Origin of the sequence: Citrobacter sp. XY323 (genome assembly GCF_025106035.1) — a bacterium.
GTDB lineage: Bacteria > Pseudomonadota > Gammaproteobacteria > Enterobacterales > Enterobacteriaceae > Citrobacter > Citrobacter braakii.
In genome coordinates this window covers 224,805-248,093 of the sequence record NZ_JANYUK010000011.1, presented here as the reverse complement: position 1 = coordinate 248,093, position 23,289 = coordinate 224,805, and the positions used below count along the sequence as shown (strand labels likewise).

The window sequence follows — 23,289 nt, the reverse complement described above, 5'->3', positions numbered from 1 at the left end:
TTAAGATTAATGAACGCATCTAATCCAGATCTTTTCTTCAGCAATGTCTGGCTGATGTTTACTTCTTAATCATGAAAGCCTGAGGAACAGATGCCATTGCTGGTCGCCCCGCTTTCTTGTAACCTTCTTCCCGTTGCACTACTGACAAAATCTGGAACCACTGAACTGGACTTCATATGAATGCTCATATTTCTAAAGACCCTTTACATGGCGTAACGCTTGAAATGCAGGTCAATGCACTGGTTGATCGTTATGGTTGGGCTGAGTTGGCGCAACGCATTAATATCAACTGCTTTAAAAATGAGCCGAGCGTTAAATCCAGTCTGAAGTTTCTGCGCCGCACGCCGTGGGCGCGGGCAGAAGTTGAAGCGCTGTACCTGGATTCACTGCATGACCTGGCCTCAAATAACACCACCGAACCGGCGTTCGATCCCTGGGCTAACAGCCGCAACAAGAAGAATTAAGAGCAAAATCTGATGTCAGCATCCGGTTTTATTTCAGCAAATTATCAGAAAAAACTGGCGAATATTCTCGCCCGTTCCCGAGCCAGGCTGCCGCGAACCAACATGAAATGGTTTGCGCTGCTCGTAGGCAGTATGTTGCTACTTGGCAGTTGTTCTTCACAGCCGCCCGGTTCAAAAATCACCCCACTGCCCCCGGTGGGCAAACCACTGCAGAGCAAGGAGCCGGTGCGCGGTATCTGGCTGGCAACGGTTTCGCGTCTTGACTGGCCGCCGATTTCATCCGTCAACATCAGCTCGCCTGCCGTTCGTATCAGCCAGCAGCAAAAGGCGCTGACTGACAAGCTGGATAACCTGAAACGTCTTGGTATTAACACCGTTTTTTTCCAGGTGAAGCCCGATGCCACTGCGTTGTGGCATTCTACAATCTTGCCGTGGTCAGATACCCTGACCGGTAAGATTGGTCAGGATCCGGGTTACGATCCGTTACGGTTTATGCTCGATGAAGCGCATAAACGCGGAATGAAAGTCCATGCCTGGTTTAACCCCTACCGCGTGTCCGTGAACACTAAACCGGCAACGGTTACCGAATTAAACAACACGCTGTCACAGACGCCTTCCAGCGTTTATGTCCTGCATCGGGACTGGATCCGTACCTCGGGCGAGCGTTTTGTGTTAGATCCCGGTATTCCCGAAGTGCGTGACTGGATAACCAGTATCGTGGCTGAAGTAGTTGAGAATTACCCGGCTGACGGCGTGCAATTCGATGATTATTTCTATACCGAGTCTCCCGGCTCTGCGCTCAACGACAGCCAGACCTTCAGAAAATACGGCCAGGGATTTGTCTCCAAAGCTGACTGGCGGCGCGATAACACGCAACGCCTGATCGCTCAGGTTTCACGAACCATCAAGAAACTCAAACCTGAAGTTGAATTTGGCGTCAGCCCTGCGGGCGTGTGGCGCAACCGTTCGCACGATCCGGCGGGCTCCGACACGCGCGGCGCGGCAGCCTATGATGAATCGTATGCGGACACCCGCCGCTGGGTGCAACAAGGCTTGCTGGACTACATCGCCCCGCAGCTGTACTGGCCTTTTGCCCGCGACGCGGCGCGTTACGATGTGTTGGCGAAATGGTGGGCAGATGTCGTCAAATCAACCAACACCCGCCTGTATATTGGGGTGGCGTTGTACAAAGTCGGTGAGCCGTCGCGAAAAGAACCTGACTGGACGGTTAAAGGCGGCGTGCCGGAGCTAAAAAAACAGCTCGATCTGAACGAGTCTGAACCGCACATTAACGGCACAATTTTGTTTCGCGAAGATTACCTTAATCAGCCGCAAACGCAGGAAGCCGTGACCTATATTCGCAGTCGTTGGGGGCGTTAATGGTCGTCCGTATTGGATTTATAACGCAAGAGCGTCCGGTTATACGGACGCTCTTAACCGATCCATCAGGCAACTGAAGGCTCAGGCAATCTGAATGATGAGACCAGCATCGCCAGCTGTTCCGCCTCCTCTTTCAGCGCCTGCGTTCGCGCGGCGGCATCATCTATTAACGAGGCGTTTTGCTGAACGGTGCTGTCCATTTCGGTAACGGCCAGCGTAACTTCGGAAACGCCCTTGCGTTGTTCTTCACCCGCAACGCGTATTTCCCCCATTAACTGACGTACCTGACGTACATTACTGACCAGTTCTCCCAGACGTTCGCCCGCATTGTGAATTTGCTGGCTTCCGCTACCTACATGAGAAACGGATTCATCGATCAATGCTTTTATTTCCTGCGCGGCGGTGGCGCTGCGCTGGGCCAGCGTACGCACTTCGGAGGCCACAACGGCAAACCCTCTTCCGGCATCACCTGCTCTGGCGGCTTCAACCGCGGCATTCAGGGCGAGAATATTGGTCTGGAACGCAATGCTGTCGATAACCGCGACAATTTCCACCATTCTGCCGGATGAGGCACTGACATTATCCATTGTAGAGATAACACCCTGCATAACATCGCCGCAGCGGTTGGCCGTTTGCGCGGTGCTATCGGAGAGCTCATCTGCCAGTTGTGTATTACTGGCATTTTGATGTACGGTCGCATTTAACTGTTCCATTGCCGCCGAACTCTCTTCCAGCGCAGCGGCCTGTTGCGTCACGCGAGATGAAAGTTCCATATTACTGTCTGCCAGGCTGACAGCGTTATTCGCCACCACTACGCTACTGCTTCTGACGGTGATCAGGATGGCTGAGATTTTATCGACGAACAGGTTAAACGCTTCGGCGATAGCGGAAATCTCATCTTTGCCACGCACATCCAGGCGACGGGTAAGATCGCCTTCTCCCTGCGCAATGTCATCGAGAGCCTGACGGGTATCATCAAGACGCGAAATCAGTCGGCGAACCACCAGCCAGGATCCCACCAGCAACAGGGTCATGATCGGGATCAACACTTCCAGCACGTCCTGCATCATCACTTTGGCAAGGCCGACGATACGCGATTCAGGCGTCGCAAGACCAACAACCCAACCGGTATCCGCCATCGGGAACAGCATCACCCGTGAAGCCGAATTCAGGACGTTATCATTTGCAAGCGTAATCGTTTTCACCCCGTCCGCTGGGCGCAGAGATTTCAGACCGTTTTCCACCGGGATAAGCCATTGCGCGCTTTGCGCCAGATCGTTAATGGTTTTATATTTCGCCAGATCGGCCTGCGGGAAATAGAGGATTTGTCCCTGCTTGTCCACCACAAACGCGTAACCACCGGTGCTGTTTCCCTGCTGCTGCATGAAAGTGGCGACGTTATCCAGGCGAATATCGGTGGTGGCGACACCCGCAAACTTGCCCGCCAGTTGATAAGGTACGCTGCACGTCACCATGTTGACGCCTGTACTGGCGTCCTGGTAGACATCAGACCATAAGCAACTGTTTTGTGAATGCCCTTTAGCATGCTGATACCAGTTTTCATTGTGGTATCCGCTTGACCCTTCGACGTTATAGTCGTTGGAATACACCAGTTTACCTTCAGCATTACGCGCCCAGAAAAAGCTTCTTTTCTCCACACCTGCGGTGAAAGCGTCTGGTTCTGGCCAGATGCCGCCGCCGGTAATAATCGAATCTTTATCTTCACCAATCAGATGCGGAACGACGCTTTGATAAAGAGATTCATCATTTGGCAGCACCTCAGCCAGTCGTGACAAGCTAACGGTCTCACCTTCAATTCGGGACAATACGGTACTCAACTGGCGGGTTAAACCTTGCCCTGTTTCTTCGATCAGGGCGGTGTTGATTTCAACGACGCGCGGTTGACCACGCCAGAGCATAATCACCACAATAACAAGGGTCGTGACTGCAAGCAGCAGAATGCCGCCGATGGTTAAACGCGTTGAAATACGAGTAGGATACCAGGCCATACAAACTCCTTCTGCAAAAGGCTAACTTTTATCCAGTATCGGCACAGGCGTTTATATCTTTATAAAGTTTTCTTAAGTATCACAAAATAAATAGGTGACATTGTCACAAATAGCAAAACCCAGCACTTTGGCTGGGTTTTAATAATGACTTAATCTTATTTAGATAATTCTTTTTTGATTTCGTCTTTTATTTTGCTTAATTCGCTCTGCGGATGTTTTTTACAAAGTTCAACGGTCAGAGGAACTGCAGTAGTCACGGTTTCGTTATAGTCTACGTAATCGCCACCCTTGAAATCTTCGTCTTCATTGAGCACCCAGAAAGCCACCGGGGCCATAGTTTGCGGGTTCAAATCAATAAACTCCTGGCAATTCATGCCTTTTGGAGTCACTTCAGTTTTAGCGTTATCAGTTGCTGCATTGACGCTGACACTGGTTAACAGCGCTGCGACCAGAATACCTGCTGTAGAAAGGGAGAATTTATTCATTGTAGTACTCCATTTATAATATAAATAATATCTACACTTGCGCTTCAAACCGTTAATGTAGTTCGCAAAAAATAATACCCCTAACGTCATAAGAATAAAGATTGCCACCATTGATATGGCTGAAATTTATATTTCACATTACTGATTCTGATGTCTGGGCGTAAAACGTGGCCACAATGTGATCGTTCCGACGAAATCAGCAGATTCATACCCATCTTCCCCTGTCCCTGCACCAAAACTGAACTACGCTGCACAAATGTTGATCATTAGTTAACGGATATGGGCTGATTTTTAACAAAAATGGTCGGCGTGCCGCTGTTACTAACATGGCACGCGTCCTGCATTGTTAATTTGCTAACAGTGAACCGTACTCTGACAAACAATTAACAGCGAGAAGGTAATGACAGCGAAACCGGAGTTATTTACCCGCATAGAGCAGACCTTTAGCCAACTGACGCCCAGCGGCCGGGTGGCTGTTAGCCCATGCTGTGCAGATCCCTTTTGAAACCGCGGATGGTATTGCTAAAGCAACCGGAACCAGCGGCATTACCGTTGGGCGCTATCTGCGTAAACTGGGTTTTCGCAATCTGGAAGATGCAAAAGCCAGCCTGCGGGAGCTACCCGTCGTCGCCTATCAACCCTGGGGGATGAACGAGCGGCTGGACTCCTGGCACCAGCAACAAAGCCTGCCAGATCGCGCGCAGCAGTCGCTGTTACTGGAAATCGACGCCATTACCTATGTCTATCAACTCGCGCAAGGCGAAACGTTTTTACGCATAGCGCAGCGGCTGGCGCATGCGGAAGCCGTGTATATCCTTGGGATCCAGTCCACCCGCGGGATCGCTAACGCCTTTTTCAGTCACCTGGAATACCTGCGGCCTAAAGTCAGCTACTCCGAAGGGCTTTCCGGCAGTTGGGTCGAGTCGCTGAATTCAGGATTCACCCAGCCTTACGTGGTGATCACCGATATGCGCGCCTATTCCGCTATCTCGCGACAATATTGCCGCGTTGCCACAGAACGCTGCATTCCGCTGGCGTTAATCACCGATGTGTGGTGCCCGTGGGCCAGAGACTATTCCATTGACTTACTTCAGGTGAAAACTGACACCGGACATTTCTGGGACTCACTGGCTCCGGTGAGCTGTCTGTTCAACTTATTACTCTCTGCGGTGGTGGCACAACTGGGTGACTCCCTCGCAGAACGCCTGCAAACCAATCGCCAGTTACAACAACAATTTGGTCAATTCGAACAATAAACAGGAAACGTGCTATGTCAGAAACCCCAGAACTGGTCGATCTGTCGGTGATATTCCCGTCGCTGCATATCGATCTTAAATACGCTACGGCAGACAACATTACCGGCGCCCCTATCTACCGGGAAGCTCGTTGCCTGTTGCACACCGAGGCGGTCACTGCGCTGGCGAAAAGCATCAGTATTGCGCAACTGGCGGGCCTGAAACTTGTGGTATACGACGCGTATCGCCCGCAGCAGGCGCAGGCGGTGCTGTGGAATGCGTGTCCAGATCCTCAGTATGTTGTTGATGTGGCGATAGGATCCAATCACAGCCGCGGGACGGCCATTGACGTTACGCTAATGGACGATCGTGGCAATCTTCTCGATATGGGCGCGGGCTTTGATGAGATGCACGACCGTTCCCATGCCTGGCACCCTTCTGTTCCTCCGGCTGCGCAGCGCAACCGCCTGCTGCTCAATGCCATTATGTTTGGCGGCGGTTTTGTCGGTATCACCAGCGAGTGGTGGCATTTTGAATTACCTGATGCCGCCCGCTATCCGCTGCTTGACGATCAGATAGATTGTTACACTGTCACACCCATAACAACACAACATTCCCTTTAATTCTGGAGCCTGGTTATGAAGACTACACCTGCGTTAAACGCGTTTTTTCGCCCCGCTCTGATAGCCGTTGCGCTGGCGTTTGCCCTGCCCGCTGCGCAGGCCGCCGTTCCCAAAGATATGCTGGTGATCGGCAAAGCTGCCGATCCGCAGACGCTCGATCCCGCCGTGACCATCGATAACAACGACTGGACGGTCACCTATCCCTCTTATCAGCGACTGGTTCAGTACAAAACAGATGGCGGTAAAGGCTCCACGGAAGTTGAAGGCGATTTGGCCAGCGGCTGGAAGGCCTCTGACGACCAGAAAGAGTGGACGTTTATCCTGAAAAACGATGCCAAATTCGCCGACGGAACGCCGGTGACGGCTGATGCGGTAAAGCAATCTTTTGAACGCCTGCTCAAAATCGGCCAGGGGCCTGCAGAAGCGTTCCCGAAAGATCTGAAGGTTGAGGCTATCGATAACAATACGGTGAAGTTTACCCTCAGCCAGCCATTTGCGCCGTTCCTGTATACGCTGGCCAATGACGGGGCCTCAATTATTAACCCGGCCGTCTTAAAAGAGCATGCCGCAGACGATGCCCGCGGATTCCTGGCGCAGAACACGGCAGGCTCCGGTCCCTTCATGCTCAAAAGCTGGCAAAAGGGACAGCAGTTGGTGCTGGTTCCTAACCCATATTATGCCGGTGCAAAACCGGCGTTTAAGCGGGTTTCGGTAAAAATCATCGGTGAAAGCGCCTCTCGCCGTCTGCAATTGTCGCGGGGTGATATCGACATTGCTGATGCGCTTCCGGTTGACCAGCTTGCCGCCTTAAAACAGGAAGGCAAAGTTAACGTGGCGGATTATCCCTCGTTGCGCGTGACCTATCTGTATCTGAATAACAGTAAAGCGCCGCTCAATCAGGTGGATTTACGCCGCGCCATCTCGTGGGCCACCGATTATAAAGGCATGGTAAACGGGATCCTGAGCGGCAACGGTAAGCAAATGCGGGGTCCGATCCCTGAAGGCATGTGGGGTTTTGACGACAAGGCCATGCAGTACAGTTTCGATGAAGCTAAAGCGAAAGCGGCGTGGGACAACGTTGCCTCCAAACCTGACAGCCTGAGCTTCCTGTACTCGGATAATGACCCTAACTGGGAACCTATCGCGCTCGCGACCCAGGCAAGCCTTGGCAAACTGGGCATTAAGGTGAAGCTGGAAAAACTGGCGAACGCCACCATGCGTGACCGCGTGGGCAAAGGAGATTACGACATTGCCATTGGCAACTGGAGCCCAGATTTCGCCGATCCGTACATGTTTATGAACTACTGGTTTGAGTCAGATAAGAAAGGCTTGCCGGGTAACCGTTCGTTCTATGAAAACGGTGAGGTCGATAAGCTACTGCGTAGCGCGCTGGCCACGACCGATCAGGTTGCCAGAACCAATGACTACCAGCAGGCGCAAACTATCGTGATTGATGAAGCCGCCTACGTCTATTTATTCCAGAAAAACTATCAGTTGGCGATGAACAAAGACGTCAAAGGATTTGTATTCAACCCCATGCTGGAACAGGTCTTCAATATCTCCACCATGAGTAAATAAGCCACGTTAATGCGGAGCCGCTCTGGCTCCGCAAGGGGAAGCTAATGACGTTCTGGAGCATTTTACGCCAGCGATGCTGGGGACTTATTCTGGTGGTTATCGGTGTTTGCGTAATCACTTTTATTATTTCGCACCTGATACCTGGCGACCCCGCGCGGCTATTGGCGGGCGATCGCGCCAGTGATGAAATTGTCGAAAATATTCGCCAACAGTTGGGGCTGAACCAGCCGCTGTATGTCCAGTTTTTTCGCTATGTCAGCGACATTTTTCACGGCGATTTAGGCACTTCTATTCGCACCGGACGTCCGGTGCTGGATGAGCTGCGCATCTTCTTCCCCGCCACCCTTGAGCTGGCTTTCTGCTCCTTGTTGCTGGCGCTGGTTATCGGTATTCCTTTGGGCATTTTATCTGCGGTCTGGCGCAACCGCTGGCTAGATCACCTCGTTCGTCTGATGGCAATCACCGGTATCTCCACGCCAGCATTCTGGCTGGGGCTGGGGGTTATCGTGCTGTTTTATGGTCATCTGCAAATTTTACCCGGCGGTGGACGTTTAGACGACTGGCTGGATCCGCCAACTCACGTCACCGGGTTCTATCTGATTGATGCACTGCTGGAAGGCAATGGCGAAGTCTTTTTCAATGCGCTTCAGCACCTGATCCTGCCATCACTGACGCTGGCCTTTGTGCACCTGGGGATCGTTGCCCGCCAGATTCGCTCCGCCATGCTGGAGCAACTGAGTGAAGATTACATTCGCACCGCTCGCGCCAGCGGGTTGCCGGGCTGGTACATCGTGCTGTGTTACGCGTTGCCAAATGCGCTTATCCCCTCGATAACCGTTCTCGGCCTGGCATTGGGCGATCTGCTCTACGGTGCGGTGCTGACTGAAACGGTCTTCGCCTGGCCGGGAATGGGCGCCTGGGTGGTGACGTCGATTCAGGCGCTCGACTTCCCGGCGGTAATGGGATTTGCCGTGGTGGTCTCTTTCGCCTATGTGCTGGTTAACCTGGTGGTGGATTTACTCTACTTGTGGATCGATCCACGAATTGGACGCGGAGACGCACAATGATGCTCACACAAGAAACGCCAGCCGCGCCTCAGACAACACGCCGTCGCACGGACTGGGCTAAACTGTTCTGGATGATGAAAAGCAGCCCGCTGACGCTGGTTGGCGGGGTCATCATTGTGTTGATACTGCTGCTGATGGTGCTGTCGCCGTGGATAACCCCTCACGACCCTAATGCCATCAATTTGAGTGCACGCCTGCTGCCCCCGTCAGCCGCTCACTGGTTTGGTACCGATGAAGTCGGCCGCGATCTGTTCAGCCGCGTTCTGGTGGGTAGCCAACAATCGGTCGTTGCGGGGCTGGTCGTGGTGGGTATCGCCGGGGGATTGGGTTCGCTGCTGGGCTGTTTGTCTGGCGTCATGGGCGGACGCGCCGATGCAATTATTATGCGAATAATGGACATTATGCTGTCCATTCCCTCGCTGGTGCTGACGATGGCGCTGGCCGCCGCGTTGGGTCCAAGCCTGTTTAACGCCATGCTGGCGATTGCTATCGTACGTATTCCGTTTTATGTGCGCCTCGCACGCGGTCAAACGTTAGTAGTGCGCCAGTTTACCTATGTGCAGGCGGCGCGGACCTACGGCGCATCACGCTGGCATCTGATTAGCTGGCACATTTTACGTAACTCTCTGCCCCCGCTAATTGTGCAAGCGTCGCTGGATATCGGCAGTGCGATCCTGATGGCCGCCACGCTCGGATTTATCGGTCTGGGCGCACAGCAACCCAGCGCTGAATGGGGAGCGATGGTCGCAATAGGCCGTAACTATGTGCTTGATCAGTGGTGGTATTGCGCTTTCCCCGGCGCCGCCATTCTGATTACCGCCGTGGGCTTTAATCTCTTTGGCGATGGTATTCGCGATCTGCTTGACCCGAAAGCCGGAGGAAAACAGTCATGACACAACCCGTGCTGGAAATCGAAGATTTGCATTTGAGTTTTCCCGGCTATAAAGCTGACGTGCATGCGCTTAACCATGTATCGCTGCATATCAACCGCGGAGAAATCGTTGGCGTGGTTGGTGAGTCCGGTTCCGGTAAGTCCGTGACGGCCATGCTCACCATGCGTCTGCTGCCGGAAGGCAGTTATCATATCCACCAGGGACGCGTTTCGCTGCTGGGGGAAGATGTGCTCAATGCCAGCGAGAAGCAAATGCGCCAATGGCGCGGCGCACGCGTAGCGATGATCTTTCAGGAACCCATGACGGCGCTGAATCCGACCCGACGCATCGGTCAGCAAATGGTGGAGGTTATCCGCCATCATCAGGCATTAAGCCGCACGGATGCCCGTCAGAAAGCCATCGCTTTACTTCAGGAGATGCAAATCCCGGACGCGGCGGAAGTCATGAAGCGTTTCCCGTTTGAGCTTTCCGGCGGGATGCGCCAGCGCGTAATGATAGCGCTGGCCTTTTCGTGTGAACCGGAGCTTATTATTGCCGATGAACCGACCACCGCTCTGGACGTCACGGTGCAACTGCAGGTGCTGCGTTTGCTGAAGTTAAAAGCGCGAGCCAGCGGGACAGCCGTGTTATTTATCAGCCATGATATGGCGGTGGTTTCACAGTTATGCGACCGGTTGTACGTCATGTATGCCGGAAGCGTGATTGAGAGTGGCCCAACGCAAACCGTTATTCAACGCCCGACGCATCCCTATTCCATTGGTCTGCTGAAATGCGCGCCGGAGCACGGCGCGCCGCGCGCATTGCTGCCCGCCATTCCCGGCACCGTGCCGAACTTAACCTGCTTACCGACGGGATGCGCGTTTCGCGAGCGCTGCTTTGCCGCTGGCCCCCGTTGTGAAGAAACACCTGCGTTACGCAGTCAGGGAGGCGGGGATCAACAATCTGCCTGCTGGTATCCGCAACTGGAGACAACACATGTCTGATTTTTTACTGGCGCTGCAGAATGTTCATGTCAACTTCCCTGCGCGTAAAAACTGGCTCGGCAAGGTAACGGAACGGGTGCATGCCCTCAATGGTCTGGATTTACAGATCCGTCAGGGGGAAACGCTGGGGATTGTTGGCGAGTCCGGTTGTGGAAAAAGTACGCTGGCGCAACTGCTGATGGGGATGCTGAAACCCAGTCAGGGCAGCTATGCGCGCCGTGATGACAAGCAGCATACCGGTATGCAAATGGTCTTTCAGGATCCCCTTTCATCGCTGGATCCGCGCTTACCGGTATGGCGGATTATCACCGAACCGGTGTGGATCCAAAAACGTCCTGCAGAACGTGAGCGCCGTATGCTTGCTGAAGATTTGGCGCGACAAGTGGGAATTCGTCCTGAATATCTCGACCGCCTGCCGCATGCGTTTTCCGGTGGACAGCGCCAGCGTATTGCCATCGCCCGGGCGTTGTCATCAGAGCCGGACGTGATTGTGCTCGATGAACCTACTTCGGCGCTGGATATCTCCGTGCAGGCGCAAATTCTCAATCTGCTGGTGTCATTGCAGGCGCGCAGAAACCTGACCTACGTGCTGATCTCGCACAACGTGTCGGTGGTCCGCCATATGAGCGACCGCGTGGCGGTGATGTACCTCGGGCAAATTGTTGAGCTGGGCGATGCGCAGCAGGTACTCACGCAGCCCGCCCATCCCTGCACGCGATTATTGCTGGATTCGGTCCCTAAAACGGGAGCACCGCTGGCGGAGGATTTGGTGTTACGGAAAACCGAACTACCGGGGAACCGAACGCTGCCCCAGGGTTGTTTTTTCCGTGACAGGTGCCCACTGGCAACCAGCGGCTGTGAGAAGAAACAGGCATTGCTGAAAAGTGATAGCGGTGGTGAAGTTCGCTGCTGGCGGGCGGTTGCATGAGCTGAGCAGTTGGCGTATTGCGTGAGAGTCAGGTGCAATACGCCTTTTTCAGTGAATCCACCAGCACTTCAGAAGCGGTAGATAACTTATGATGCGCCGAACGCAAAACGCCGATCCGACGCTGGATCACCGGCGTATCCAGATCGATACAGGTTGCGCCCAGCTCTGTCATTTGCGTACGGCACAATGCGGGCACGGCGCTGCCGCCCAGTCCGCTCGCCACCAGGCGACCAACCGTCACCAGTTGATGGCTCTCCAGCGCCACTTCCAGCGTATGCCCACTTTGCACCAGCTGTTCTTCCAGCATCAGGCGCACGGCAGAAGGACGTTGCAGGGTGATAAAATCCAGCGTCAGTAACTCGCGCCACGCAATACGATCCCGGCCCGCCAGTTTGCATGTCGGCGGAACAATCGCGATAAAACGATCCACGCCGAGCGGGGTGAAATGCAGATGTCCTGAAGAGTCCGGCTCAAAGGCAATGCCCATCTCCACCCGCCCTTCACTGACCATCTCAATCACTTGTTCGTTAATCACGTCATGTACCGTTACGTTGATCCCGGAGTAGGAATCACGAAACGTTTTCAGTACCGATGGCAGGACGTTAGCGGCGAATGAGGGCATGGCGGCAATAGAGATTTTCCCGCGCTGCAGCGTAAAGCGCTGACGCATTGCCTCTTCCGTATTCTCCCAGTCCGCCAGCAGTTGTCGCCCCATGTTGAGCAGCGTTTCTCCCTCCTGCGTCAGGGTCACTTTGCGGGTGGTTCTCAACAGTAACGCCCCGCCCAGTGAATCCTCCAGTCCTTTAATCGCCAGGCTTAAAGCGGGTTGCGACATATTCAGTCTTTCACTGGCATGAGCAAAATTCAGAGTGTGAGCTACCGCTAAAAACGCGCGTAACTGTTTGATGCTCATTCCCATTTCGCATTCCTTTAACTTGTTGAATACCTTTAATTAACATTAAATTGATAAAAAAACCCAATGAGTGAGTCACAAATTTAAAATTAACAAATCATTTTTCACCCCCAATGATGTCGGCAAGGACAACAGGAGGGGCAAGTGTATGGCTGGACTGGATAAACGGGTTGCCACCTATCAAGAGGCGCTGGCAGGACTGACCGATAACATGACGCTGCTGGCGGGCGGTTTTGGCTTATGTGGGATCCCTGAGAACCTGATTGCCGAAGTACGCCGTCGGGAGGTTCAGGGGCTTACGGTTGTGTCAAACAACTGCGGCGTGGATGGTTTTGGCCTTGGCGTTCTGCTGGAAACGCGCCAGGTACGCAAAGTGGTCGCATCTTATGTAGGTGAAAACGCCCTGTTTGAGCAGCAGGTTCTCAGCGGTGAACTGGAAGCTATCCTGACGCCGCAAGGCACGCTGGCTGAGCAGCTGCGCGCGGGCGGCGCGGGGATCCCGGCATTCTTTACCGCGACCGGATACGGAACCCCGGTCGCGCAAGGGAAAGAAGTTCGCGAGTTTGCCGGACGCCCTTACATCTTAGAGCAGGCGATAACCGGTGATTTTGCGTTGGTTAAAGGCTGGAAAGCCGACTGGTACGGCAACGTTATTTATCGCCACACTGCACAAAATTTTAATCCGCTGATGGCCGCCGCTGGGCGTATTACCGTCGTGGAAGTTGAAGAAATTGTCCCTCCCGGAGAGCTGGACCCCGCCGCAATTCACACCCCCGGAATTTACGTTAACCGCATTATCCAGGGGCAGTTTGAAAAACGTATTGAACAACGCACCCTGCGCCAGAAAGGAGCCTGACCATGTTAACGCGTGAACAAATGGCGATGCGTGTCGCCCGCGAGCTGCGAGACGGTTATTACGTCAACCTTGGGATTGGTATTCCTACTCTGGTGGCGAACTACATTCCTGAAGGCATGGACGTAATGCTGCAATCGGAAAACGGCTTGCTGGGTATGGGCCCGTTTCCCACGGAAGATGAAATTGATGCTGACATGATCAACGCCGGGAAACAGACCGTGACGGCGCGCAAAGGCGCGGCAATCTTCGACTCGGCGCAATCCTTCGCCATGATCCGCGGCGGTCACGTCGACCTGACGGTGCTCGGCGCGTTTGAAGTGGATGTTAACGGCAATATCGCCTCATGGATGATCCCCGGAAAAATGGTGAAAGGCATGGGCGGCGCGATGGATTTGGTTGCCGGAGCCGACAACATCATCGTGGTGATGACGCATGCCTCTAAAAGCGGCGAGTCGAAACTGCTTCCCGCCTGCACCCTGCCGCTGACCGGCGTGGCCTGTATTAAACGTGTGCTTACCGATCTGGCGTTGCTGGAGATTGCCGACGGGGCGTTCATTCTGCGCGAGCGAGCGCCGGGCATCAGCGTCGATGAAATTGTCTCCAGAACTGCCGGCAAGCTGATTGTTCCCGAAAATGTCCCCGAAATGCACTTTAGCTGAGGAGCTGACCATGCAGGATGTTGTTATTGTCGCGGCAACGCGCACCCCAATTGGCAGTTTTCATGGCGCGCTGGCTCCGCTTTCCGCGGTTGAACTAGGTTCAGTAGTGATCCGTTCGCTGCTGGAAAAAACCGCCGTGGCACCTGCGCAAATTGACGAAGTGATCTTCGGCCAGGTTCTGACGGCAGGCTGCGGCCAGAACCCTGCCAGGCAAACAGCGTTACGCGCAGGACTGCCGGTCACCACGCCCGCGTTAACCCTGAATCTGGTGTGCGGCTCGGGTATGAAGGCTGTGCATCAGGCGGTCCAGGCGATTCGCTGCGGCGATGCGCAAATTGTGATTGCCGGTGGGCAGGAGAGCATGAGCAATGCGCCCTATTTCCTCGACGGCGCCCGGGCGGGACTGCGGCTCGGTCATGCCAGCATGAAAGACAGCGTGGTGCATGACGGTCTGTGGGATGCGTTTAACGACTATCACATGGGGATTACCGCGGAAAATCTGGCGGATAAGTTCGTGATCGGTCGCGAGCAGCAGGACGCCTTTGCCCTGCGCTCACAGCAAAAAGCAGCCGCCGCCATTGAAGCCGGTCGTTTTAGCGCGGAAATCACGCCAGTCAGCGTCCCGCAGGGCAAAAAACCGCCGCGTGTCGTGGATCGTGACGAACAGCCTCGTCCGGATACGCAGGCTGAAAAGCTGGCGCAGCTCAAACCAGCGTTTCGCCCAGGTAACGGCACGGTGACCGCCGGGAATGCCTCTTCAATCAACGATGGCGCCGCCGCGGTGATGTTGATGAGCGCCGCCAAAGCAGCAGAACTCAATCTGCCGGTTCTTGCCAGAGTGGCGGGCTACGCTGTCTCCGGCGTCGACCCTGCGATTATGGGTATTGGGCCGGTAGAGGCATCACTTCAGTGCCTGAAGCGAGCTGGCTGGACGTTAAATGATGTCGATCTCATTGAAGCCAACGAAGCCTTTGCCGCGCAAGCGCTGGCGGTTGGCGAATCCCTGAACTGGGACAGCAATCGGGTGAACGTAAACGGCGGCGCGATTGCGCTGGGCCATCCCATTGGGGCGTCAGGTTGCCGAATTCTGGTGACTTTGCTGCACGAAATGGCCCGCCGTAACGCCGCCAAAGGGCTGGCTACGCTGTGCGTAGGCGGCGGTCAGGGGGTGGCGCTGGCGGTTGAGCGCCCGCAGGAGGTATCTCATGAAAAGTAAGCATATCTGCGTACTGGGCGCGGGTTTAATGGGTGTCGGTATTGCCACCCACTTCGTCCGTTATGGTCACGATGTCTGGCTGTACGACACCGATAGTAACCGTATTGCAGACATTGGCGCAGTTGCCAGCGGAATTCTGGATGAACTGATTGCCACCGAACAGTTTCCTAAAAACGACAAAGCACAGGCTGTGAGTCGTCTGCATGGCACTACCTCACTGCAAGATATCGCCGCGTGCGGGTTACTGATCGAAGCCATACCGGAGCGACTCGAACTCAAGCACGCGTTGTATGCACAACTGGAAGCACTGATCGCGCCTGAGGCCGTCATTGCCAGTAACACCAGCGGCCTGCCGCCGGATGCGCTGGCAGAAAAGCTCGTCCATCCTGAGCGGTTGTTAATCGCCCATTTCTGGCACCCGCCGCATTTTATTCCACTGGTTGAGATTGTACCCGGCACGGCCACGAAGCCGGAATATCTGCAGGAGCTGCAACAACTGCTGCTTTCGATGCAACTGGAAGCCGTCGTGCTCGACCGCGCCGCGCCGGGGTTTGTCGGTAATCGCCTGCAGTTCGCTCTGCTGCGTGAAGCGTTGCATATCGTAAAAAGCGGGATCGCCAGCGCAGAGGTGGTGGATCAGGTAATGCGCGCCTCGCTCGGTCGTCGCTATGCGATGGTCGGTCCGCTGGAGGCGGCGGATATGACCGGACTTTCTACGGTACAGGACATTTGTCAGCATCTGCTACCGGAGCTGGCAACCGGGATCGACATGATGTCTCTGGTCGCTGACAAGGTGGCTAACGGTGATACCGGTTTGCGCAGCGGTCAGGGATTTTATCGCTGGGATGATTCGCGCAAGGAATATATCCAGCAACGCAGAGAGCATCAACTGCGCTTTGCCCTGAAACCGTAACTTCTCTTTCTGTACCCCACTATAACAATGATATTGAGGAGTCATGATGAGTGTATTAATCGCCCTGGCAGCGTTGGGCCTGCTGATGCTGGCAGCCTATCGCGGATATAGCGTCATCCTGTTTGCCCCCATCGCGGCATTAGGTGCTGTATTGCTCACCGAACCCAGCGCCGTCGGCCCTGCCTTCACCGGCCTGTTTATGGAAAAAATGGTCGGTTTTGTGAAGCTTTACTTCCCGGTGTTCTTACTGGGCGCTGTGTTTGGCAAGTTAATCGAGTTATCGGGTTTTTCTCGCTCCATCGTTGCCGCCGCCATCAACATTCTCGGGCGTCGTCACGCCATCCCTGTGATTGTGCTGGTGTGTGCGCTGTTGACCTACGGCGGCGTATCGCTGTTCGTGGTGGCATTTGCGGTGTATCCGTTTGCGGCGGAGCTGTTCCGTCAGAGTAATATTCCGAAGCGCCTGATCCCGGCCACCGTTGCGCTGGGCGCGTTTTCCTTCACCATGGACGCTCTGCCAGGCACGCCGCAGATCCAGAACATTATTCCGACCAGCTTCTTTGGAACTAACGCCTGGGCCGCGCCCTGGCTGGGTTTGATCGGCTCTCTGTTTATCATCGTTGTCGGTCTGGTTTATCTCGAGCGCCAGCGTCGTAAAGCGCAGGCAAAGAATGAAGGGTATGGCACTGAACTGTTAAACGAGCCGGAAACGCCGGATAACATTAACCTGCCGAACCCGATAATTGCTATCTCTCCGCTGATCCTGGTTGGCGTTTTTAACCTACTGTTTACCCGCTGGATCCCGCAATGGTATGGCGCTACGCATCAACTGGAACTTCCGGGCCTTGCCAAACCGATTACCACCGAAGTCGGTAAAATCACCGCTATCTGGGCGGTAGAAGCGGCGCTGATTTCTGGGATCCTGCTGGTGGTGCTCTTCGGCTATCGCAACATTAAAGGTCGCCTGGCGGAAGGGAGCCGAACGGCGGTTGGCGGCGCGATCCTCGCGGCCATGAACACCGCATCAGAATACGGTTTTGGCGCAGTGATCGCCGCCCTGCCAGGTTTCCTCGTGCTGTCAAAAGCGCTGGCAGCCATTCCCGACCCGCTGCTCAATGAGGCTATCAGCATCACCACGCTTGCCGGGATCACCGGTTCGGCGTCTGGCGGGATGAGTATTGCCCTCGCCGCCATGTCTGACACTTTTATTGCCGCCGCCCATGCCGCCAATATTCCCCTCGAGGTCTTCCACCGCGTGGCGTCAATGGCCAGTGGTGGTATGGATACCCTGCCACATAACGGTGCGGTCATTACCCTGCTGGCCATAACCGGTCTTAGCCATCGTCAGGCGTACGGCGGGATATTCGCCATTACTGTAATTAAAAGTCTGGCCGTGCTGTTTGTTATCGGCGTCTTCTACACCACCGGAATTGTTTAAGGAGAATCATCATGAACTTAACGGGAAAAACCGCTCTGGTTACCGGCTCTACCAGCGGTATTGGATTAGGCATCGCACAGGTGCTGGCGCAAGCGGGCGCAACCCTGATCCTTAACGGATTTGGTGATGTGGAAGCCGCCAAAGATGCCATTGCGCAGTATGGCAAAACGCCGGGCTATCATGGCGCGGACCTGAGCGATGAAGCGCAAATTGCCGACATGATGCGCTATGCCGATAGCGAATTTGGCGGTGTGGATATTCTGGTGAACAATGCCGGGATCCAGCATGTTTCTCCGGTGGAGACCTTCCCGGTTGATAAATGGAACGCGATTATCGCCATTAACCTCTCTTCTGTCTTTCACACCACGCGCCTGGCGCTTCCAGGCATGCGAACGCGTAACTGGGGACGCATCATCAATATCGCTTCTGTTCATGGTCTGGTGGCCTCAAAAGAGAAATCCGCCTATGTGGCGGCGAAGCACGGCGTGGTGGGATTAACCAAAACCATTGCGCTGGAGACCGCGCAGACGGGTATTACCTGCAATGCGCTGTGCCCCGGTTGGGTGCTTACGCCGTTGGTCCAGCAGCAAATCGATAAACGTATTGCCGAAGGCGCTGAGCCTGACGCCGCGCGTGACGCCCTGCTGGCGGAAAAACAGCCGTCGCGCGAATTCGTCACGCCGCAACAGTTGGGTGAGCTTGCGCTATTTTTGTGCTCAGACGGGGCGTCGCAGGTGCGTGGCGTGGCGTGGAATATGGATGGCGGCTGGGTGGCGCAATAAAGACATCTGGTGCCGGATAAGACCCCGTCGCATCCGGCACACCTTCTTTATGATTTTAACTGATAATCCAGCGTGATTTCCGCGTTCAGTACCTGTGATACCGGGCAGCCGGCTTTTGCTTTCTGGATGATGCCATCAAACGTGGCGGCATCTATCCCCGGGACGCTCACCTGACTGTGTAGCGCGACTTTGGTGATAGCAAATCCGGCATCCACTTTATCCAGAGAAACATCGGCAGTGGTATCAATGGCATCTGGGGTAAAACCCGCTTCGCCCAGCATGAGCGAAAGCGCCATTGAGAAGCAGGCTGCATGCGCCGCGCCAATCAACTCTTCAGGATTGGTGCCTTTCGCCCCTTCAAATCGGGTATTAAACCCATACGGTTGCTGATTCAACACCCCACTTTCGGTCGACACGGTACCTTTACCGCGCTTAATGTCGCCTTCCCAGTGTGCCTGACCTTTCTTATGGATAGTCATTACCGCTCTCCTGTGTTGTCGTTGGAGTTACAAGTATAGGACGGCTGAGAAAAAGCATGGCACATACGGGATAGTTCTCATTTGCCGCTTAAGCATTGACCTTTCAGCTGAAATGACCGACCATCCAGAAAGCCGCTATTTTTAACATCGGCTTTCTATCAGGTTGTATTTCGTCCGTTCTCATACGGACTCGCCCTTGAAACCAGTAACAGGATTAAGGAGTTAGAATGAAATCGAACCGTCAGGCCCGTCATATTCTCGGACTGGACCACAAAATCTCAAATCAACGCAAAGTCGTGACCGAAGGTGACAAAACCAACGTGGTCAATAATCCTACCGGAAGAAAGCGCCGCGCTGACGGCAAATAGCCTTTCGCACGTCTGACTGAATAACGAGATAAACACCATTGCAACCGCAGTGGTGTTTTTGCTTATAAAACCCCTTAACCCATTCACAATGCTTTATACTTCGGCCGTTTCCCTGGCTGACAGGCCACATACGATCATAAAGAGTGCCAGGGACGGTTATTCAAAAAAGAGTGAGTGACATGGAAAACGAAACTAAAAAACTGCGTTCCCTTTACATCCCCTACGCTGGCCCGGTTCTGCTGGAATTCCCTTTACTGAATAAAGGGAGTGCTTTCAGTGCCGAAGAACGCCGTAACTTCAACCTGCTGGGGTTACTGCCGGAAGTGGTCGAGACGATTGAAGAACAGGCTGAACGCGCCTGGATCCAATATCAGGGATTCAAAACCGAAATCGATAAACATATTTACCTGCGCAACATCCAGGACACCAACGAAACCCTGTTTTACCGGCTGGTGCATAATCACCTTGATGAGATGATGCCGGTTATCTATACCCCAACGGTTGGCGCGGCCTGTGAGCGTTTCTCCGAGATTTATCGTCGCGCGCGCGGCGTCTTTATCTCTTATCAGAACCGCCACAATATGGACGATATCCTGCAAAACGTTCCTAACCACAATATCAAGGTCATCGTTGTCACCGATGGGGAACGTATTTTGGGTCTTGGCGATCAGGGGATCGGCGGGATGGGTATTCCAATCGGTAAACTGTCGCTGTATACCGCGTGTGGTGGGATCAGCCCGGCCTACACCCTGCCGGTGGTACTGGACGTCGGAACCAACAACCAGCAACTGCTCAACGATCCGCTGTATATGGGCTGGCGTAATCCGCGTATCACCGATGATGAATACTACGAATTTGTCGATGAATTCATCCAGGCCGTGAAGCATCGCTGGCCGGACGTGCTGTTGCAATTTGAAGACTTCGCACAGAAAAACGCCATGCCGCTGTTGACCCGCTATCGCGATGAAATTTGCTCGTTTAACGACGATATTCAGGGTACCGCTGCGGTAACCGTTGGCACGCTGATTGCGGCCAGCCGTGCGGCCGGTAGCCAGTTAAGCGAACAGAACATTGTCTTCCTCGGGGCAGGTTCCGCCGGTTGCGGAATTGCCGAGCAGATCATCGCGCAAATCCAGCGTGAAGGTTTAAGCGAAGAAGCGGCGCGTCAACGCGTGTTTATGGTCGATCGCTTCGGCCTGTTAACCGATAAGATGCCGAACCTGCTCTCTTTCCAGACCAAACTGGTGCAAAAACGCGAAAATCTGCAGCACTGGGATACGCAAGAAGATGTGCTGTCGTTACTCGATGTGGTACGCAACGTTAAGCCGGACATCCTGATTGGTGTTTCCGGACAGACCGGCCTGTTTACCGAAGAGATCATTCGCGAAATGCATAAGCATTGCCCGCGTCCGATCGTCATGCCGCTGTCTAACCCGACTTCCCGCGTAGAAGCCACGCCACAGGATATTATCGCCTGGACCGAGGGTAACGCGCTGGTTGCGACCGGTAGCCCGTTCGCACCGGTACTGTGGAAAGAGAAAATCTATCCCATTGCCCAATGTAACAACGCCTATATCTTCCCGGGTATTGGTCTGGGGGTAATTGCTTCTGGCGCATCGCGTATCACCGATGAAATGCTGATGTCAGCCAGTGAAACGCTGGCGCAGTATTCACCGCTGGTGCTCAACGGCGAAGGACTGGTGTTACCTGAGCTGAAAGATATTCAGACCGTTTCCCGCGCCATCGCGTTTGCCGTCGGTAAAATGGCCCAGCAGCAAGGCGTGGCGGTGAAAACCTCCGCCGAAGCGCTGCAACAGGCGATTGACGATAATTTCTGGCAGGCAGAATACCGCGACTACCGTCGTACCTCTATTTGACGGTTTGCCCGGCGGCACGTTGCTGCCGGGCGCTCAGAACTTGCGCGACTGCGTGACTTACGATTACACTTTCGCTACCGATTAACATTCTGAAAAACAAAAGGAGGATACTTATGCTGTACTGTGAACGTTTTATCGTTTCACATGCTTTTGGCGATCGCCAGTGCTCAAGCGTTATCGGTATCGTGCTGCGATAACTTCTGCTTGAGCGAAGCTAACTTCTAAATCCCCTTCTCTCGGGCTTACCGGGTTATCGTCAGCGATGTTTGACGAGGCGTTTTTACGCCTGTAACTCTTGAGTAAGCAACAATGAGCACATTACTAACCGCACAATCCTTACACGTTGATACGGCATTCGGCACGCTATTCGACGATCTTTCCTTTACTCTGAAAAAAGGCGACCGCATCGGGCTTATCGGCTACAACGGCTGCGGCAAAAGCACGCTGTTAAAACTGCTCGATGGCACAATTTCGCCGACCAGTGGGGTTATCGCGCAGGCAAATCACTGCCATCTCGCCCGTGTAGAACAACATCTGCCTGACGAAATATTGCCGCTCACGCTGCAGGAAGCCGTTCTGGCTCAACTGCCCGAGCATGAACGCGCAGGTCAGCAGTGGCGAGTTGAAGCACTGCTCGCTGAAATGGGGTTCACGCCGGAGAATTTATCTCTGACAGCACACACGCTGAGCGGCGGCCAACACACGCGTCTGTTATTGGCGCGGGCGCTGATGCGAAACCCTGACCTGCTGCTGCTGGATGAGCCAGGTAACCACCTGGACTTGCCAACATTACTGTGGCTGGAACAGTTCTTACAAAACTGGTCTGGCAGTTTTGTGGTGGTTTCCCACGACCCGCAGCTGTTAGACGCGGTGACTCACGGAACCTGGATCCTGCGCGATCAAACTCTCCATGCCTTCGATCTGCCCTGTAGCGCGGCGCGTCAGGCTCTGGCAGAAAGAGACATCAGCGATGCTCTGCGCCATAAGGCTGAGCAAAAGGAGATAGACCGGGTGACCGCCAGCGCCAAACGGCTGGCTACCTGGGGGCGGGTCTACGACAACGAAGATCTTTCCCGCAAGGCCAAGCAGATGGAAAAGCAGGTACAGCGCCTGAAAGAGGTACAGACTGAAGTGACGTCAGGAAGTCAGTGGACACTAACATTGCAGGGAGATGCCCTGCGTGCGGATCGTTTGCTGGAGATGACTAATCTGTCCGTGGCCCCTGCTCCCGACGCCGATACGCTGTTTTCCATTGCTGGTCTCCGGTTAAAAAGTGGCGATCGCGTGGCAATTGTCGGGCGCAACGGTTGCGGGAAATCATCGTTGTTAAGGCTTATCTGGCAACAGTTTCACTCACAACTGGCATCACCTTCACTGGTGTTGCACCCGCGCGTTACGTTGGGGTATTACGACCAGACGCTGCACCAACTCGCAGATAACGATTCGTTATTTGACGCGCTGGAGCCGTTTGCTCCGCAGCCTGATATCCGCAAAATGGCGCTGATTAGCGCGGGTTTTCCGTGGGTTCGTCACGCGCAGCAGATCAGTTCCCTAAGCGGCGGTGAGCGCTCCCGGCTGCTGTTTGTTGGACTAACGCTTGCGCGCTACAGCCTGCTGATGCTCGATGAACCGACCAACCATCTGGATCTGGAAGGTAAAGAGGCGTTGGCAGAAACGCTGCAAAGCTATAACGGCGGCGTGTTGTTGGTCAGTCACGACCGTCAGCTTATTAGCCAAAGCTGTAACCGGTTTTGGTTGATCGACAAGGGCGAACTCAGTGAATGGCACGATCTGGACGCGGTCAATGCGCGTATTCGGGAAACATCCTCGGAGATAACCGTTCCCAAAACGGAGGTCGATGCAAAAGCCGAAATAAGCGGTGACAGCGATGGATTGCTGGAACAACTTCTTGAGCTGGAGCAGCGTCTGGCTGACGATCTTGCCCGCAAGCCGAAACATCAAAAGCCGCTGTTACAGGTGCAATGGCGTGAGGAGATTGAGCGCCTGAACTCACAACTGGAGTAAACCGTATTGCCGGATGGCAGCCTACATCAGCAAAATGCGCGTGTAGGCCCGTCATCCGGCTTATCGAAATATGACGTTTTTTTGGCAAAAAAATGGCGCTACAGGTGTAGCGCCATTA

The 23,289-nt window shown here is 54.2% G+C and carries 21 protein-coding genes and 1 pseudogene; 18 read left to right on the top strand and 4 right to left on the bottom strand.

The genetic code is table 11. The annotated features are described in order from the left end of the window. Window positions 1-176 precede the first annotated feature (176 nt). Window positions 177-464 (top strand): VF530 family DNA-binding protein, encoded by a 288-nt coding sequence (locus N0B36_RS15275; protein ID WP_016153085.1) that lies wholly within the window; start codon window positions 177-179, stop codon window positions 462-464. 12 nt (window positions 465-476) lie between these two features. Next, window positions 477-1,844: a glycoside hydrolase family 10 protein gene (locus tag N0B36_RS15270; protein ID WP_259688589.1), complete on the top strand. Its 1,368-nt coding sequence runs from the start codon at window positions 477-479 to the stop codon at window positions 1,842-1,844. 65 nt (window positions 1,845-1,909) lie between these two features. On the opposite strand, the gene N0B36_RS15265 is transcribed toward N0B36_RS15270, so the two are convergent. Both N0B36_RS15265 and hdeB read right to left on the bottom strand, forming a co-directional pair. Further along, window positions 1,910-3,853 (bottom strand): methyl-accepting chemotaxis protein, encoded by a 1,944-nt coding sequence (locus tag N0B36_RS15265; RefSeq protein ID WP_137379748.1) that lies wholly within the window; start codon window positions 3,851-3,853, stop codon window positions 1,910-1,912. Window positions 3,854-4,008: 155 nt separating this feature from the next. Further along, window positions 4,009-4,338, bottom strand: coding sequence for an acid-activated periplasmic chaperone HdeB (hdeB, locus tag N0B36_RS15260; protein WP_003019999.1), 330 nt, complete (start codon window positions 4,336-4,338; stop codon window positions 4,009-4,011). Between the two features lie 400 nt (window positions 4,339-4,738). Here hdeB and N0B36_RS15255 point away from each other — a divergent pair. The 7 genes and pseudogenes from N0B36_RS15255 to N0B36_RS15225 all read left to right on the top strand — a co-directional run bounded on the left by N0B36_RS15255 (window position 4,739) and on the right by N0B36_RS15225 (window position 11,645). Further along, window positions 4,739-5,594 (top strand): annotated as a pseudogene (locus tag N0B36_RS15255) (MurR/RpiR family transcriptional regulator). Window positions 5,595-5,608: 14 nt separating this feature from the next. Next, window positions 5,609-6,196, top strand: a complete 588-nt coding sequence (ddpX, locus tag N0B36_RS15250; RefSeq protein WP_016156534.1) for a D-alanyl-D-alanine dipeptidase — start codon at window positions 5,609-5,611, stop codon at window positions 6,194-6,196. A gap of 15 nt (window positions 6,197-6,211) precedes the next feature. Then, on the top strand, window positions 6,212-7,774 hold the full coding sequence (locus N0B36_RS15245; protein ID WP_259688587.1) for an ABC transporter substrate-binding protein: 1,563 nt from the start codon (window positions 6,212-6,214) through the stop codon (window positions 7,772-7,774). Window positions 7,775-7,818: 44 nt separating this feature from the next. Next, window positions 7,819-8,841: an ABC transporter permease gene (locus N0B36_RS15240; RefSeq protein WP_016153091.1), complete on the top strand. Its 1,023-nt coding sequence runs from the start codon at window positions 7,819-7,821 to the stop codon at window positions 8,839-8,841. After that, on the top strand, window positions 8,838-9,734 hold the full coding sequence (gene ddpC, locus N0B36_RS15235; RefSeq protein WP_016156536.1) for a D,D-dipeptide ABC transporter permease: 897 nt from the start codon (window positions 8,838-8,840) through the stop codon (window positions 9,732-9,734). The genes N0B36_RS15240 and ddpC overlap by 4 nt, the downstream gene beginning before the upstream one ends. Continuing rightward, a complete protein-coding gene (locus tag N0B36_RS15230; protein ID WP_216403446.1) occupies window positions 9,731-10,717 on the top strand; it encodes an ABC transporter ATP-binding protein in 987 nt (328 codons plus the stop codon). The genes ddpC and N0B36_RS15230 overlap by 4 nt, the downstream gene beginning before the upstream one ends. Further along, the gene (locus N0B36_RS15225) at window positions 10,710-11,645 is read left to right on the top strand and encodes an ABC transporter ATP-binding protein (protein WP_259688586.1); all 936 of its coding nucleotides are present in this window, start codon (window positions 10,710-10,712) and stop codon (window positions 11,643-11,645) included. The genes N0B36_RS15230 and N0B36_RS15225 overlap by 8 nt, the downstream gene beginning before the upstream one ends. A 28-nt stretch (window positions 11,646-11,673) precedes the next feature. Here N0B36_RS15225 and N0B36_RS15220 read toward each other — a convergent pair whose 3' ends face one another. Beyond that, window positions 11,674-12,564: a LysR family transcriptional regulator gene (locus N0B36_RS15220; RefSeq protein WP_016153095.1), complete on the bottom strand. Its 891-nt coding sequence runs from the start codon at window positions 12,562-12,564 to the stop codon at window positions 11,674-11,676. A gap of 142 nt (window positions 12,565-12,706) precedes the next feature. Here N0B36_RS15220 and N0B36_RS15215 point away from each other — a divergent pair, with 142 nt between their 5' ends. The 6 genes from N0B36_RS15215 to N0B36_RS15190 are packed head-to-tail and all read left to right on the top strand — an operon-like array spanning window position 12,707 to window position 18,422. Further along, entirely contained in the window at window positions 12,707-13,414 is a 708-nt protein-coding gene (locus N0B36_RS15215) for a CoA transferase subunit A (RefSeq protein WP_046276373.1), read from the top strand. 2 nt (window positions 13,415-13,416) lie between these two features. Then, entirely contained in the window at window positions 13,417-14,073 is a 657-nt protein-coding gene (locus N0B36_RS15210) for a CoA transferase subunit B (RefSeq protein WP_103847926.1), read from the top strand. A 10-nt stretch (window positions 14,074-14,083) separates the two neighbouring features. Continuing rightward, window positions 14,084-15,289: an acetyl-CoA C-acetyltransferase gene (locus N0B36_RS15205; RefSeq protein ID WP_259688585.1), complete on the top strand. Its 1,206-nt coding sequence runs from the start codon at window positions 14,084-14,086 to the stop codon at window positions 15,287-15,289. Continuing rightward, a complete protein-coding gene (locus N0B36_RS15200; RefSeq protein ID WP_153690367.1) occupies window positions 15,279-16,202 on the top strand; it encodes a 3-hydroxyacyl-CoA dehydrogenase family protein in 924 nt (307 codons plus the stop codon). The genes N0B36_RS15205 and N0B36_RS15200 overlap by 11 nt, the downstream gene beginning before the upstream one ends. 43 nt (window positions 16,203-16,245) lie before the next feature. After that, window positions 16,246-17,640, top strand: coding sequence for a GntP family permease (locus N0B36_RS15195; protein ID WP_200079951.1), 1,395 nt, complete (start codon window positions 16,246-16,248; stop codon window positions 17,638-17,640). Between the two features lie 11 nt (window positions 17,641-17,651). Then, entirely contained in the window at window positions 17,652-18,422 is a 771-nt protein-coding gene (locus N0B36_RS15190) for a 3-hydroxybutyrate dehydrogenase (RefSeq protein WP_047359111.1), read from the top strand. A 47-nt stretch (window positions 18,423-18,469) separates the two neighbouring features. Here N0B36_RS15190 and N0B36_RS15185 read toward each other — a convergent pair whose 3' ends face one another. After that, on the bottom strand, window positions 18,470-18,901 hold the full coding sequence (locus N0B36_RS15185; protein WP_019076792.1) for an OsmC family protein: 432 nt from the start codon (window positions 18,899-18,901) through the stop codon (window positions 18,470-18,472). A gap of 227 nt (window positions 18,902-19,128) precedes the next feature. Between N0B36_RS15185 and sra the strand changes: the two genes are divergently transcribed. From sra to N0B36_RS15170, 3 genes are all read left to right on the top strand, one after another. Then, window positions 19,129-19,269 carry a stationary-phase-induced ribosome-associated protein gene (sra, locus tag N0B36_RS15180; RefSeq protein ID WP_006684530.1) on the top strand — a complete coding sequence of 47 codons (141 nt, stop codon included), beginning with the start codon at window positions 19,129-19,131 and terminating at the stop codon, window positions 19,267-19,269. A gap of 179 nt (window positions 19,270-19,448) precedes the next feature. Continuing rightward, window positions 19,449-21,146 (top strand): malate dehydrogenase, encoded by a 1,698-nt coding sequence (gene maeA, locus N0B36_RS15175; protein ID WP_016153104.1) that lies wholly within the window; start codon window positions 19,449-19,451, stop codon window positions 21,144-21,146. A gap of 309 nt (window positions 21,147-21,455) precedes the next feature. After that, window positions 21,456-23,171: an ABC-F family ATP-binding cassette domain-containing protein gene (locus tag N0B36_RS15170; protein ID WP_259688584.1), complete on the top strand. Its 1,716-nt coding sequence runs from the start codon at window positions 21,456-21,458 to the stop codon at window positions 23,169-23,171. Window positions 23,172-23,289: the final 118 nt, after the last annotated feature.

What these genes read in the sequence shown, in the direction of transcription:
- N0B36_RS15275 (WP_016153085.1), top strand. Translation starts at nt 177, where the DNA reads ATGAATGCTCATATTTCTAAAGACCCTTTACATGGCGTAACGCTTGAA.
- N0B36_RS15270 (WP_259688589.1), top strand. Translation starts at nt 477, where the DNA reads ATGTCAGCATCCGGTTTTATTTCAGCAAATTATCAGAAAAAACTGGCG.
- N0B36_RS15265 (WP_137379748.1), bottom strand. Translation starts at nt 3,853, where the DNA reads ATGGCCTGGTATCCTACTCGTATTTCAACGCGTTTAACCATCGGCGGC.
- hdeB (WP_003019999.1), bottom strand. Translation starts at nt 4,338, where the DNA reads ATGAATAAATTCTCCCTTTCTACAGCAGGTATTCTGGTCGCAGCGCTG.
- ddpX (WP_016156534.1), top strand. Translation starts at nt 5,609, where the DNA reads ATGTCAGAAACCCCAGAACTGGTCGATCTGTCGGTGATATTCCCGTCG.
- N0B36_RS15245 (WP_259688587.1), top strand. Translation starts at nt 6,212, where the DNA reads ATGAAGACTACACCTGCGTTAAACGCGTTTTTTCGCCCCGCTCTGATA.
- N0B36_RS15240 (WP_016153091.1), top strand. Translation starts at nt 7,819, where the DNA reads ATGACGTTCTGGAGCATTTTACGCCAGCGATGCTGGGGACTTATTCTG.
- ddpC (WP_016156536.1), top strand. Translation starts at nt 8,838, where the DNA reads ATGATGCTCACACAAGAAACGCCAGCCGCGCCTCAGACAACACGCCGT.
- N0B36_RS15230 (WP_216403446.1), top strand. Translation starts at nt 9,731, where the DNA reads ATGACACAACCCGTGCTGGAAATCGAAGATTTGCATTTGAGTTTTCCC.
- N0B36_RS15225 (WP_259688586.1), top strand. Translation starts at nt 10,710, where the DNA reads ATGTCTGATTTTTTACTGGCGCTGCAGAATGTTCATGTCAACTTCCCT.
- N0B36_RS15220 (WP_016153095.1), bottom strand. Translation starts at nt 12,564, where the DNA reads ATGGGAATGAGCATCAAACAGTTACGCGCGTTTTTAGCGGTAGCTCAC.
- N0B36_RS15215 (WP_046276373.1), top strand. Translation starts at nt 12,707, where the DNA reads ATGGCTGGACTGGATAAACGGGTTGCCACCTATCAAGAGGCGCTGGCA.
- N0B36_RS15210 (WP_103847926.1), top strand. Translation starts at nt 13,417, where the DNA reads ATGTTAACGCGTGAACAAATGGCGATGCGTGTCGCCCGCGAGCTGCGA.
- N0B36_RS15205 (WP_259688585.1), top strand. Translation starts at nt 14,084, where the DNA reads ATGCAGGATGTTGTTATTGTCGCGGCAACGCGCACCCCAATTGGCAGT.
- N0B36_RS15200 (WP_153690367.1), top strand. Translation starts at nt 15,279, where the DNA reads ATGAAAAGTAAGCATATCTGCGTACTGGGCGCGGGTTTAATGGGTGTC.
- N0B36_RS15195 (WP_200079951.1), top strand. Translation starts at nt 16,246, where the DNA reads ATGATGAGTGTATTAATCGCCCTGGCAGCGTTGGGCCTGCTGATGCTG.
- N0B36_RS15190 (WP_047359111.1), top strand. Translation starts at nt 17,652, where the DNA reads ATGAACTTAACGGGAAAAACCGCTCTGGTTACCGGCTCTACCAGCGGT.
- N0B36_RS15185 (WP_019076792.1), bottom strand. Translation starts at nt 18,901, where the DNA reads ATGACTATCCATAAGAAAGGTCAGGCACACTGGGAAGGCGACATTAAG.
- sra (WP_006684530.1), top strand. Translation starts at nt 19,129, where the DNA reads ATGAAATCGAACCGTCAGGCCCGTCATATTCTCGGACTGGACCACAAA.
- maeA (WP_016153104.1), top strand. Translation starts at nt 19,449, where the DNA reads ATGGAAAACGAAACTAAAAAACTGCGTTCCCTTTACATCCCCTACGCT.
- N0B36_RS15170 (WP_259688584.1), top strand. Translation starts at nt 21,456, where the DNA reads ATGAGCACATTACTAACCGCACAATCCTTACACGTTGATACGGCATTC.